This is a genomic window from Stieleria neptunia (genome assembly GCF_007754155.1).
In the GTDB taxonomy this organism is placed as follows: Bacteria; Planctomycetota; Planctomycetia; order Pirellulales; family Pirellulaceae; genus Stieleria; species Stieleria neptunia.
This window is the reverse complement of the sequence record NZ_CP037423.1, coordinates 7,266,337-7,278,676: the sequence shown is the minus strand read 5'-3', so window position 1 is coordinate 7,278,676 and position 12,340 is coordinate 7,266,337. Positions and strand designations below refer to the sequence as shown.

Annotated in this window: 12 protein-coding genes and 1 pseudogene; all 13 read left to right on the top strand. The window is 54.9% G+C overall.

Annotated elements, in window-relative coordinates:
• Positions 1–59 precede the first annotated feature (59 nt).
• The 13 genes and pseudogenes from Enr13x_RS25355 to Enr13x_RS38230 all read left to right on the top strand — a co-directional run bounded on the left by Enr13x_RS25355 (position 60) and on the right by Enr13x_RS38230 (position 12,297).
• Complete coding sequence (locus tag Enr13x_RS25355) at positions 60–371, top strand: hypothetical protein (RefSeq protein WP_145389595.1); 312 nt, start codon at positions 60–62, stop codon at positions 369–371.
• A 48-nt stretch (positions 372–419) separates the two neighbouring features.
• Positions 420–851: a hypothetical protein gene (locus Enr13x_RS25350; RefSeq protein ID WP_145389594.1), complete on the top strand. Its 432-nt coding sequence runs from the start codon at positions 420–422 to the stop codon at positions 849–851.
• A 410-nt stretch (positions 852–1,261) separates the two neighbouring features.
• A complete protein-coding gene (locus tag Enr13x_RS39105; protein ID WP_231743777.1) occupies positions 1,262–2,182 on the top strand; it encodes a tyrosine-type recombinase/integrase in 921 nt (306 codons plus the stop codon).
• Positions 2,101–3,609 carry an IS91 family transposase gene (locus Enr13x_RS25340; protein WP_261344210.1) on the top strand — a complete coding sequence of 503 codons (1,509 nt, stop codon included), beginning with the start codon at positions 2,101–2,103 and terminating at the stop codon, positions 3,607–3,609. The genes Enr13x_RS39105 and Enr13x_RS25340 overlap by 82 nt, the downstream gene beginning before the upstream one ends.
• A 112-nt stretch (positions 3,610–3,721) precedes the next feature.
• Positions 3,722–4,240 (top strand): hypothetical protein, encoded by a 519-nt coding sequence (locus Enr13x_RS25335; protein WP_145389592.1) that lies wholly within the window; start codon positions 3,722–3,724, stop codon positions 4,238–4,240.
• A 375-nt stretch (positions 4,241–4,615) separates the two neighbouring features.
• On the top strand, positions 4,616–5,536 hold the full coding sequence (locus Enr13x_RS39100) for a tyrosine-type recombinase/integrase (protein ID WP_231743776.1): 921 nt from the start codon (positions 4,616–4,618) through the stop codon (positions 5,534–5,536).
• The gene (locus tag Enr13x_RS25325; RefSeq protein WP_261344209.1) at positions 5,455–6,468 is read left to right on the top strand and encodes an IS91 family transposase; all 1,014 of its coding nucleotides are present in this window, start codon (positions 5,455–5,457) and stop codon (positions 6,466–6,468) included. The genes Enr13x_RS39100 and Enr13x_RS25325 overlap by 82 nt, the downstream gene beginning before the upstream one ends.
• A pseudogene (gene istA, locus Enr13x_RS39905) lies at positions 6,426–7,520 on the top strand (IS21 family transposase); the annotation flags it as partial. The gene Enr13x_RS25325 and the pseudogene istA, both read left to right, overlap by 43 nt.
• 355 nt (positions 7,521–7,875) lie before the next feature.
• A complete protein-coding gene (gene istB / locus Enr13x_RS39900) occupies positions 7,876–8,784 on the top strand; it encodes an IS21-like element helper ATPase IstB (RefSeq protein WP_390621100.1) in 909 nt (302 codons plus the stop codon).
• 50 nt (positions 8,785–8,834) lie between these two features.
• The gene (locus Enr13x_RS25315) at positions 8,835–9,548 is read left to right on the top strand and encodes a transposase (protein WP_145389590.1); all 714 of its coding nucleotides are present in this window, start codon (positions 8,835–8,837) and stop codon (positions 9,546–9,548) included.
• A gap of 25 nt (positions 9,549–9,573) precedes the next feature.
• Positions 9,574–9,948 (top strand): hypothetical protein, encoded by a 375-nt coding sequence (locus Enr13x_RS25310; protein ID WP_197455345.1) that lies wholly within the window; start codon positions 9,574–9,576, stop codon positions 9,946–9,948.
• Positions 9,949–10,443: 495 nt separating this feature from the next.
• Positions 10,444–12,030, top strand: a complete 1,587-nt coding sequence (locus Enr13x_RS25305; protein WP_145385934.1) for a hypothetical protein — start codon at positions 10,444–10,446, stop codon at positions 12,028–12,030.
• Between the two features lie 120 nt (positions 12,031–12,150).
• Positions 12,151–12,297 carry a hypothetical protein gene (locus tag Enr13x_RS38230; RefSeq protein ID WP_197455344.1) on the top strand — a complete coding sequence of 49 codons (147 nt, stop codon included), beginning with the start codon at positions 12,151–12,153 and terminating at the stop codon, positions 12,295–12,297.
• Positions 12,298–12,340: the final 43 nt, after the last annotated feature.

Below are 12,340 nucleotides of genomic sequence, written 5' to 3'. Positions count from 1 at the left end.
GCGCTTGAGGTTGGCCCACCTGATGTCGTCGAACCTCCGTTTCCTGGGATTCGCTTTTGATGCCATGGTTTGATGGGTGCGCGGTCGACTCGGCTGGCGAAGACAAACCGACGCCTGACGATTTCAACGCTGACGACCGACGCCTGACATGCCGGCTGCAGATTGGGACGCCGGAATTTCCCTTGGCAATTCGAATCGAGTACATTGGCAAGCCGCGACGATCGTTCCAAACCGGCGTGCCGACCGACGCCACGAACCCGGCGATGCACCCCAGCACACTCGTTGCCGCGAGACACAAGCTTTCACCCCGTTTCGATCATCACGCTCACGCCAACTCAATCGTAGAGGTCTGCGTGCGAGGTGATCGCTGATGTTCGTCGCCAAAGGCATTGCGTGCACGATTCATAGACAACGCAAGCATGCGATATTCTCTCTTCCAAATCCTTGCCACAGTGCTTGTCGTTGCACTTTTGCTCGCACTCTTCGTGAGTCAAAAGCGGTTTCGCATGCAAATCCGCGAGTACGAAGAAAAAGCCGTCAAACGCGAACGTCTCGAAGACAAGTTGGAAGCTGCGCTCTTGGATGCACTCGCACCAGGCGTGTCGCTAGACGAGTATCCTCATTACAGAATACTCGTAGACGACATCGTCACCGGTGCTGACCCGGAATTTAAGTTCTTGTCAAAGATTGTGGGAGAAATGATTGGTGAAGCACCGTCCGCGCTAGCCGACTGCGAATTCCATCTGTTTGATTATAAAGCGGGTGTCGATACCAGCATCTATGCAGTCATCGTGCGCGACAATCGATGTGTCGAAGTTACTTGGGTGGGAGCAAATATAGCGCCACGCTGAGCGGTAAGTACGACGCCTCATAGCTTGCTCCGATGCCGTACAATCGACGAACCATTGGATGCACACGGAGGCCTCGAGTGGCTCTTGGGTAGTGGTTGCCCGTCCGCTCGGCCCCGGTGATCCCGATCGTTGAACTTAATCGGCAGCGACTTCATTGGCGTGACCGTTTTCTCTTGTCAGTGCGGTGAGTGTGTGAGGGTCACAACGTGTCTGTCTTTCGGCGCGCCTGTAGGCGCTTTTGCGGTTAGCCAGTTGTGCGCGCTAGGCGTTCTTTCTGTCTCTTTCTTTAAGCCTTGCCTGGCGTTTTAACTTGCGCTTTTTGCTCGTTGACGCACCCTTGTTGTGTTCCCCGCACGCTGCGGCGCGAACTTCTTTTGAACTCTGTTTCACAACAAGGACAAGCAACCGTGATGTCACACAAAAAACGAACCTGCAAACTCACCAAGCGGCTCGCCGAAGACATGATGATCCGCAACATGGCCGAAGCCACCATCGACGCCTACACCTATCACGTGCGAAAGTTTGCCGACTTTATCCAAAAACCGCTCGACCAGGCAACCGTCGAAGACGTTAGAACCTTCCAGCTCCATCTGATCCGAGAACGAAAGCTTGCATACGGATCGTTCAACCAGGCCGTTTGTGCTTTACGGTTTTACTATCGCTACACCCAGCCCATGCCCTGGCCGGTCACGATGGTTCCCTTCGGCAAACGGCCCAAGAAGCTGCCTACCGTGCTCGGCCGACAAGAAGTCGACCAGCTGATTCAATGCACGGCCAATCTGAAACACCGAACCTTTCTGATGACGCTCTACTCCGGAGGGCTGCGGTTCGCCGAAGCGGCCAACTTGAGGATCCACGACATCGACTCCAAACGGATGATGATTCGAGTCGCCAATGGGAAGGGCAAAAAGGAACGCTTGATCCCTCTCTCACCGAGGCTCTTGAAAGAGCTCAGGATCTACTGGCTCAAGTACAAGCCGACCGACTTGTTGTTCCCGGGAAAGATTCCGGGAAAACCCTACGCCGACACCACGATTCGCAAAGCGATGAAGGATGCAGGGGAGAAGGCGGGGATCAAACGCAGGATTTATCCTCATGTCCTGAGACACTCCTACGCGACGGGACTGCTGGAAGCTGGCGTGGACCTGTTGACGATCAGCAAGCTCCTTGGTCACGCGAGCTTCATCACGACGATGGTCTATCTGCATTGCCGCCGGGAGCACCTGCACAGTGCCCCGAGTCCACTGGACTGGTTGCCGGTCAAGCAACTTCCGACTTACACGCCGCCGACGGAGAACGGCGAACAGGACGATTCAGGCAAGAAAAGCTAACCGTCCATCAACTCATTCGTCGCGGTGCTGAACGTTACGTCAACGAGCACCGCGACGGGGGAGCCAGCATGACGGTCCAAAGCGTGTTGGCCAAGACCAGCCTCTGCCGTACTTCGGCACTCGGTGGTCGTTGGTATCAGTGTGATGATTGTGATCGCCTGACGAAACGACACAACTCCTGTGGCGATCGGCACTGTCCGCAATGTAGTGGCGGAAAACGCCAGAACTTCTCCGATAGAGCTTCGAAACTGATCCTCGACGGTGTGAACTACTACCAAGTCGTCTTCACGTTGCCGGAGGTGGTCTCGACGATGGCACTGGCGAATCGTCAAGAGATCGCGGAGTTGCTGTTCCACTCTGCTTGGAAGTCTCTCAAAAAGACGGTTGAAACAGAACAGCAATATGAGCTCGCTGCGCTGATGGTGCTTCACACCTGGAACCAGAAGCTGGATGCTCATTGGCATGTTCACGCATTGGTTCCTGGGGCGGGGCCCAGTTTAAGCGATGGAGGTTGGATTAAAGCCAGGGCGCCGCAAGTCGACGGCTATGAAGATGACCGCCAGTACCTCGTCGATGCGATCAATCTTCGAAGATCGTTTCGGAAGATCGCGGTGGCTCACCTACAGCGTCTTCGTAAGAACGACAAATTGAAACTCGACGGCTCGCTGGCGTATCTGCAAGGTGACGAAGCCTGGGAGGAGATGATCGATCAGCTCGAATCAAAGGAATGGGTCAGCTACATCGAACCCCCTCCGACCGAAAGCAGTCGCGGCGAGCACGTGGTTCGTTACTTAACGCGTTATCTGACCGGTGGGCCGATCAGTGACTACCGCATCATCGCCGCGGACGACCACGAGGTCACATTTTGGGCCCGCGAAGGCCGCACCACCGGTGGTGAATCGCTTCAAGTTCCGTTCACTCTCTCGACATCGGAGTTCATCCGTCGCTGGTGCCTGCACATTCTGCCAAAAGAGTTGACCAAAACACGTCAGTTTGGAGGCTGGTCGAATACAAAAGCTGAAGAATATCTCGCGAAGTGCCGAGCGTCACTCACCGATGCCGACCGATCGCAGGCGGGGACTCTCGACTTGCTCTCTGATGAAGTCGACTCGGTCGAGGCCGAGCCCGAATCGACGTTGTGCTGTGAGCACTGTGGCAGCGAATCGCTTCGTCTGACGCACGAGTATGAGAAGCGACCGTGGAGCGAAATCTTCCGGCGGGACTCGAAAGATAGCCCACTTTGGTACCGCGAGAGTCAAGAAAAAGATGACATTCGCTTTTGGGACGGGGCAATGGGTGAGGGCTTTTCGGAATGGTACGCGTGGTATCTGAAAAGTGGCATTGAAAGTGCAAGGGAGCGGACGGCCCCCGAAACCGCACCCGAATCAAACGCCAAAGCTGGCACGCGGCAACTGCAGCTATTCTAATAGCGGTCTACCTGAACCCGGCCAAGTCGAGCCGACAAACTTCAACGCACGATCTATCCCTGCACGTCCCGTGCCCGGATAGATCGCATTTCGTTCGTCGTACTGAGACACTATGAACTCAAAATGTTTCCAAATTGCCGTGCTGAGCCTCTGTGGCGTGGCAGTAATTTGCGCAGTGTTGCTCGGACGTTGGAGTGATCCACTAGTAGATTTTCTGGCCCCTGACGCGTTGACCGTATACTCAATCGATTATCGCGACGCGGCACCCGGCGATTCGGATGGGGGCACAGAGCGTTTCCATGGTTTCGCTATTTTGGGCAAGGTGGAAATCTTGGATGTGGAGCGCCGGAATGCCATTCTTTCCTCGCTGCGAAACGGAATTCATAATGGCGACGGGAGAATGAAGAAGTGTTTTTTCCCGCGTCATGCAATTCGGGCGATTCAAGATGAAAACTCAGTTGAGTGTCTAGTTTGCTTTGAATGCGGCCAAATGAAGATTTGGTCGACCGGTCCTTCGATATCCACACTCCCAGTGATTCTCGAACAAACTTCAAGTGATCCGCAGAAGGTTTTTGATGAAACGTTGCGATCAGCTGGTATTCCAATCGCTAGATACTTGGCGATGGAGTGATTTGGAGTGCGACGAACAATCGAATGCACTGAAGTCGCCGAGTTGAGGTTGCTCTGTGTTAAGACTATTTCCGGCGACTCGGTGATTCGTAACGTTGAACTTAATCGGCAGCGACTTCATTGGCGCGACTGTTTTCTTTTGTCGGTGCGGTGAGTGTGTGAGGGTCACAACGTGTCTGTCTTTCGGCGCGCCTGTAGGCGCTTTTTCGGTTAGCCAGTTGTGCGCGCTAGGCGTTCTTACTGTCTCTTTCTTGGTGCTTTGCCTGACGTTTTAACTTGCGCTTTTTGCTCGTTGACGCACCCTTGTTGTGTTCCCCGCACGCTGCGGCACGAACTTCTTTTGAACTCTGTTTCACAACAAGGACAAGCAACCGTGATGTCACACAAAAAACGAACTTGCAAGCTCACCAAGCGACTTGCCGAAGACATGTTGATCCGCAACATGGCCGAAGCAACCATCGACGCCTATACCTACCACGTTCGCAAATTCGCCGACTTTATCGAAAAACCGCTCGGCCAGGCAACCTGCGAAGACGTTAGAACCTTCCAGCTCCATTTGATCCAAGAACGAAAGCTTGCCTACGGTTCGTTCAACCAAGCCGTTTGTGCTTTACGGTTTTACTATCGCCACACCCAGCCCATGCCCTGGCCGGTCACGATGGTGCCCTTCGGCAAACGGCCCAAGAAGCTGCCTACCGTGCTCGGCCGACAAGAAGTCGACCAGCTGATTCAATGCACGGCCAATCTGAAACACCGAACCTTTCTGATGACGCTCTACTCCGCAGGGCTTCGATTCTCCGAAGCGGCCAACTTGAGGATCCACGACATCGACTCCAAGCGGATGATGATCCGAGTCGCCAACGGCAAGGGCAACAAGGAACGGTTGGTGCCACTCTCACCGAGACTCTTGAAAGAGCTCAGGCTCTACTGGCTCAAGTACAAGCCGACCGACTTCCTGTTTCCAGGCAAGAAACCGGGGAAGCCCTACGCCGACACCACGATTCGCAAAGCGATGAAGGACGCCGGAGTGAAAGCGGGGATCAAACGCAGGATTTATCCGCATGTCCTGAGGCACTCCTACGCGACAGGACTTCTCGAAGCCGGGGTGGACTTGTTGACGATCAGCAAGCTGCTCGGCCACGCCAGCTTCATCACGACGATGGTTTATCTGCATTGCCGCCGGGAGCACCTGCACAGTGTCCCGAGCCCACTGGACTGGTTGCCGGTCAAGCAACTTCCGACGTACACGCCGCCGCAGGAGAACGGCGAACAGGACGATTCAGACAAGAAAAGCTAACCGTCCACCAACTCCTTCGTCGCGGTGCCGAACGTTACGTCAACGAGCACCGCGACGGTGCAGCGACGATGACGGTCCAAAGTGTCTTGGCCAAAACGACTCTGTGTCGTACGTCTGCACTTGGTGGTCGTTGGTACCAGTGTGATGATTGTGATCGGCTTACGAAACGACACAACTCGTGTGGTGATCGTCACTGCCCGCAATGCAGCGGAGGAAAACGACAGACGTTTTCGGATCGTGCTTCGAAGCTGATCCTTGACGGTGTGGACTACTACCAAGTCGTCTTCACGTTGCCGGACGTGATCTCGACGATGGCGTTGGCGAACCGCGAAGAGATCGCCGAGTTGCTGTTTCACTCGGCTTGGAAAGCTCTCAAGAAGACAGTCGAAACCGAACAGCAATACGAACTGGCCGCCTTGATGGTCCTTCACACCTGGAACCAGAAGCTGGATGCTCACTGGCACGTCCACGCGTTGGTCCCCGGTGCAGGACCGAGCTTGGTCGATGGGAGCTGGACGGAATCAAAGGCTCCGGCGGCCGCAGGATACGACGACGATCGCAAGTACCTTGTCGATGCGATCAATCTCCGGCGGTCGTTTCGCAAAATCGCGGTGGCTCACCTGCAGCGTCTTCGCAAGAACGGCAAACTTCAACTTGACGGCTCAGTTGAGTACCTGCGCTGTGATGAAGCCTGGGACACGATGATCGATCAGATTGAATCGAAGGAATGGGTGTCTAGCGGCGATTGGTTTTCCCGGCTGGCGACAATTAGAAATCCCGGTTTGAGGCCGGCTTTGGCAACGATGCCGGTGCGGTCAGCGACAATTACAATTCCCGGATTTTGCGATTCGGGTCATCATCGTAACTCCTTGTTTTCACGGAGATTGCGATGGTCACGGACGGAAAGGTTAAAGAACTGCGGCGTTTGCTAGCATCTGGCAAGTCACTGGCCGCATCGTCAAGGATGACTGAGATGGATGAGAAAACGGCAAGACATTATCGAAACGACAATCGGCTCCCCTCTCAGCGGAAGAAGCCGCGAGATTACCGGACTCGCATCGATCCATTCGCCGATGTCTGGAACGAGGTGCAGATCAGGCTTGAGGCCGAACCGCGACTGCAGGCCAAGACCCTTTTCCAGTGGCTGCAAGACCGCTATCCAGGCGTCTACCCAGACTCCACTCGACGAACCTTCGAACGTCGAGTCCGATTGTGGCGCAGTACAGAAGGTCCAGACAAAGCAGTGATCTTCCCGCAGGTCCATCATCCGGCTCGGGTTGCTGCGAGTGACTTCACCGTCATGAACACACTGAACGTGACCATCGCGGGCGTTTCGTTTGAACACATGCTCTTTCATTGTGTCCTGACGTATTCCAACGTCGAGTCGGTCTCTCTGTGTTTCTCCGAATCTTTCGAAGCGCTCAGCGAGGGGATTCAAAATGCGTTTTGGGAATTCGGCGGAGTGCCCGAGCGTCACCGCACTGATAGCCTTAGCGCTGCGATCAACAATCACTCTTCAAAGAAAGAACTCACTGCTCGCTATGGAGCGTTGATGGATCACTATGGCACCAAGTCAGAGCGAATCAACGTTCGCTGTGCGAACGAAAACGGCGACGTTGAGTCATCCAACGGTCATCTCAAGAATCGAGTCGACCAAGCATTGCTACTTCGCGGTAGTCGCGACTTCGCCAGTCGTGAAGACTACATGCATTTCGTTCGATCCCTGATCGTTCGCGCTAATGATGCGCGCTTAAATCGATTTGAAATTGAACGCTCGCATTTGCGACCACTTCCCGATAGTAAGCTTGATACCGATGACAACCAACAAGGCATCATCGTCGGCAGTAGCAGCACGATTAATGTCAAGAAAAACATCTATTCGGTTCCTAGCCGATTGATCGGTCAAAAAGTCGATGTGCGGATCGGTGCCGAGTGGATCGATGTGACGCATCACGGCATCCACGTGCAACGGATGCCACGACTTACTGGCGTCGGCGGATCGGCCATCAACTACCGGCACGTGATCGATTCATTGGTTCGCAAACCGGGAGCATTCGAAAACTACAAATACCGTCAGGACATGTTCCCGACGAGTCACTTCCGAATCGCCTATGACATGCTATGCGACGCTCACAGCGAGAAGGTGGCGGTGAGGAAGTATCTTGAGATCCTGCAATTAGCGGCTCGAGAAAGCCAAGATGCGGTGCAGAATGCACTGCGTCTTCAAATCCAATCGGGACAATCCATCGATGTCGATCAGGTTCGGCTGATGGTGAGTGAAGCGATCGAGATCAAGCCGGTGACCGACATCGATGTCAAAGCACCGAACTTGAAAGACTATGACGAATTATTTGACACGTTTGACAAGGAGAGTCCAAACGATGAATCAATCAACCACACGAAAGCCCCAATCGAAAAAGACCGAATCGTCGATACGGCAGCCTCCCAAGACCCCGCCCACGAGGACGAGCAACGAACGGACCGAGGAGCGGCTGAAGGAGCAGTTTCGCAGCTTGCGTCTGCCGATGTTTCGCGACCAGTTTCAAGCGACGGCCGACCGAGCAGCCGCGGAGGATCTCAGCCATGTTCAATACTTATCGGAACTGGCGGAACTGGAATGCCAGGCCCGCAACGAGAGTCGGATCAAGCGTCTAATGACCAACTCACGTCTTCCGCTGGGCAAGACATGGGAGACGTTCAACTTCGATCGCTTGCCATTGTCAGTGACACGACAACTGGAGAGTCTTCGGGAGGGATCGTTCTTGGATCGTCGGGAGAACGTACTGATTTTCGGTCAGCCCGGTGCGGGGAAGAGTCACGCGCTTTGTGCCTTGGCGAATCAACTCGTCCAGCAAGGCCGGAGCATGCTTCTGACAACGTGCAGCTTGCTGGTGCAACAGTTGCTGATCGCAAAGCGGGATCTTCGCCTGCAGAAGTACATCAAGCAACTGTCTCGTTTCGAGGGCCTGATGATCGACGACCTGGGTTACGTGCAGCAGAATCGAGAAGAGATGGAGGTGCTGTTCACGCTGCTGGCGGAACGTTACGAGAGAGGGAGTGTTCTGTTGACGAGCAACTTGGCGTTCAGCAAGTGGGACCAGATCTTCAAAGATGCGATGACGACGGCGGCGGCGATCGATCGCTTGGTTCACCACAGCGTGATCATCGAGTTGAACGTGCCAAGCTATCGCGTGGAAACAGCCAAGAAAACGAAGTCAGCTGGACGGTCAGCAAAGGCCTCTCAATAAAAATCGGATTCGTAATCGGGAATACTAGTTGTCGCTAAAGCGGAGAACCAATTGTCGCCGAACAATGGGTCAGCTACATCGAGCCCCCGCCGACCGAAAGCAGTAGTGGAGAGCATGTGGTTCGTTACTTGACGCGTTATCTGACCGGTGGGCCGATCAGCGACCATCGAATCATCGCGGCCGATGACCAGGAGGTAACGTTCTGGGCACGTGAAGGATACACGACGGGTGGTGAGTCGATTCAAGTTCCGTTGACTCTTTCGACAGCGGAGTTCATTTGCCGCTGGTGCTTGCACATCCAGCCCAATCAGCTAACCAAAACGCGTCAATTCGGAGGTTGGTCGAGCACGAAAGCGGTGGCGTATCAGCAACGCTGCCTTGCCTCCCTGAGTGCAGTCGACGGTGCGGAGGCTCGCATGGCCGTGATGGCTGCGGTGGAAGAAGCGGAGGCCGAGTTGGAGACCGAGCCGGAGCTATGCTGTGAGCACTGTGGCAGCGAGTCGGTTCGTCTGACGCACGAGTATCCGAAGCGATCCTGGAGCGTGATCTTGGGACGCGATTCGGAGTGTAGCCCAGGTTGGTACCGAGAGAGCCAAAAACTTGATGATATTCGGTTCTGGGACGATGCGATGGGGGAAGGTTTTTCGGAGTGGTACGAGTGGTATCTGAAAAGTGGCATTGAAAGTGCAAGAGAGTCCCCGGGCTTGGACGCCATGACCGAGACGACCGCAGAAACTGGCATGCAGCAACTCATGCTGTTCTAATAGCGTCCCCCAGATCGGCCAAGTCGTGCCGACAAACTTCAACGCACGATCTATCCGTGTACTCCGTACCCGGATAGATCGCATTTCGTTATTTGGCAAAAGGGCCGTGCCAGCACTTTCAGCCTACTCCAATACCGAAAACACCTCGCTGGTCTTGCTCCAACGCGAAGGCTACCGATGCTGGTACAATCCCGAAACGGAACTCTGCTGCTGCGAACGTGACGGCTGGGATTTCGCTGCCAATTCGTTCACTGAATTGCTCGGCGTCACGAAGATCTACGATTCGCATCAGCCAACTGAATACAAAGAATACTGGTGGAAGATCGACGAGCCAAGGCTTTTCGAAGATGTGCCTCAAACGCCCCCTGATTTCAATCCGGTGTGGCGCAGACAGGCGTGAAACCGAAAACCAATTCCTGCATCACGCAGCGGCGGCAATTGCACCGTCAGGCGCGGATTCGAACCCTCGCAATTCAACGTCATTCGTGAAAGCCAAATAACAATGCGGTGAACGGGAGCCGCCGAAGACGTGAGTTTTGAAATCATAGTTTTTTGGCGGCGGCCCCGTTACCGCTGCCGTTCACGCTGCTAACCGACGCCTGACGACAGCGTCCACTTCTTCTTTTGCGTCTTCTCGCGTTCTTTTGTGGCAATTGATTCGCCGTCGTTGGACCGTGACCCGGAGGACGCCCACCGGATGTCATCGAACCTCCGTTTCCTGAGATTCGCATTTGATGTCACGGGGGTGCATTCCCATTTAGTTGACGTTTTTGCTAGCAACCCGTCGGGGGCTTGGCTGCTGTTTCTGGATCCGGTGTTGACGGTATCTTGGGCGATTCAAGGATGATTTTCCACTCGCCTAGCAAGGATGCCGACGACAATGCAAGGACTAGACATGGGGCAAGAGAATGGTGAGCGGATTGAGTCGGCTGAAGAAATGCTCGCGCTCTTTTACGCTCAGTTGGTTCCCAAAGTTACGCTCTGGAAACAACGGATCTCAGATCATCCCGAGCAACTCGCAACGCTGGAAAGAACCATCCATGATGCCTTTGCCCGCGGTGCGGACATGGTCGTCGCCGGGCTGATCTCCGCGACCATGATCGAAAAAGGTTTTGAAAAAGCATGCCAATCGAGTCGGGTCAACTTCTCAAGACCGCTTCAGAAAGGGCGCGAGACTAGGGTCGCCGTTCGATTGCTCGGCGGCATGCTGTTCTGGGCCACAGCGCTCTACTGTGCCCCTAAGAAAAAGTTGCTTGGTCGAGACGATTCGCCCCGCGTCGGCTTGCATGTTTCGCTTGCTCAATTCGGGTTCGGCAAAGGCGTCTCGCCCGCGCTGGAGAGTCGCGTGGCACGCCAAGTGGCATTGTGTCCTTCGATCGAAGTGGCTCACCGAGAACTGGTTCGCGATGGTATCACACTTGATATCAAGGCGGTCAAACGGATCGCCTATCAATCTGGCGACGGCTTATTGCGCCTACGACGGCATCGGCTCAAACTGTTTCGGCAGGGCAAGTTGGCGAGCACCGGTGAATTGGCCGGGAAACGAGTGTCGGTGCAAATTGATGGCGGAAGAATGAAAATACGCGGCAAAATGCTACCTGCATCGACTTCCAATGCGTCAAGCGATGATGTCGCTCAGGGGCAAGCTGACTCGCCCGGACGCTCGGCAAAGAAACCTGCACGCTCGTTTGAAGCGGACTGGCGGGAGCCTAAACTGATGACGATTTTTGTTCACGACGAGCAGGGGCGGATGGTGAAGGAGCATGAAGCGACGATCGATGGCACCCTGACTGGGCCCGACGCGATCGCCGAATTGGTTGCGATGCATCTGCATCGGCTCGGAGCCGCGGAGGCACATAGCGTGACGTTCGTCGCCGATGGCGCCCCCTGGATTTGGGATCGTATTGATCGCATCATTCAATATGCGGGACTCACGAGCGTCGTCACGCATCAGGTCTTGGACTGCTGCCATGCGGTGCATCACGTTTCCAAAGCGCTTGCTTCGCTTGGGCTCGACGCAGACGTCCGCCAGGGGCTTTATCGTCAGTACCGAACGCTGCTGCGAAACGGTCAATGGCGGCGAGTGGTTGATGAGCTCGCCGGCCTAGAACGCGTCGGAAAATCGGCCACAGAACTGGAAACAGAAATCCATTACCTTTGCCGACATGGTGAAGCGGGTCGGTTGAGTTACCCTGCCTATCGTCGCAGCGGAATCCCTTGTGGTAGCGGGGCGATCGAAAGCAGCATTCGCCGCGTGATCAATTTGCGTCTAAAGAGCAATGCAATGTTTTGGAAAAGCGAAAACGCGGAGCAGATGCTTCAAGTTCGCGCTCATCTGATTCCTAATCGTTGGGATGAATCAATCGGCGAGCTGGCCGAATTCCGTCGCACCCAGGCAAGCGACAGTTGGCACTGGGAGCCTCGTCCAATGAGCTGCAAAGTTGAAGCCACTGACCAACAACTCCTTTCGGCCGACGATTAACGTGATTTTTGCGTCAACTAAATGGGAATGCACCCTGTCACGGTTCGATAGGTGTGCGGTCGACTCGGCCGGCGAAGGCAAACCGACGCCTGTCGATCGAGTACGAGCACGAGTACCGCAATGCTGAGTACGAGTACGATCCAAGACAAACCGACGCCTGAAATGCCGACCGCTGATTGGGGTGCTGGATTTCCCGCGGCGATTCCGATCGAGTACATTGACAAAGAGCGGCGATGGCTCGGGCTGTCGTCGTGGCCGGACGCGTGAACCAAGTGGTGCACCGCAGTCGGCGAGTTGAGTTTGTTTTTGA

Excerpts from the sequence above, each read along its gene's own strand:
- Enr13x_RS25355 (WP_145389595.1), top strand. The coding sequence starts at position 60 with ATGCCATGGTTTGATGGGTGCGCGGTCGACTCGGCTGGCGAAGACAAA.
- Enr13x_RS25350 (WP_145389594.1), top strand. The coding sequence starts at position 420 with ATGCGATATTCTCTCTTCCAAATCCTTGCCACAGTGCTTGTCGTTGCA.
- Enr13x_RS39105 (WP_231743777.1), top strand. The coding sequence starts at position 1,262 with ATGTCACACAAAAAACGAACCTGCAAACTCACCAAGCGGCTCGCCGAA.
- Enr13x_RS25335 (WP_145389592.1), top strand. The coding sequence starts at position 3,722 with ATGAACTCAAAATGTTTCCAAATTGCCGTGCTGAGCCTCTGTGGCGTG.
- Enr13x_RS39100 (WP_231743776.1), top strand. The coding sequence starts at position 4,616 with ATGTCACACAAAAAACGAACTTGCAAGCTCACCAAGCGACTTGCCGAA.
- istB (WP_390621100.1), top strand. The coding sequence starts at position 7,876 with ATGACGAATTATTTGACACGTTTGACAAGGAGAGTCCAAACGATGAAT.
- Enr13x_RS25305 (WP_145385934.1), top strand. The coding sequence starts at position 10,444 with ATGGGGCAAGAGAATGGTGAGCGGATTGAGTCGGCTGAAGAAATGCTC.
- Enr13x_RS38230 (WP_197455344.1), top strand. The coding sequence starts at position 12,151 with ATGCTGAGTACGAGTACGATCCAAGACAAACCGACGCCTGAAATGCCG.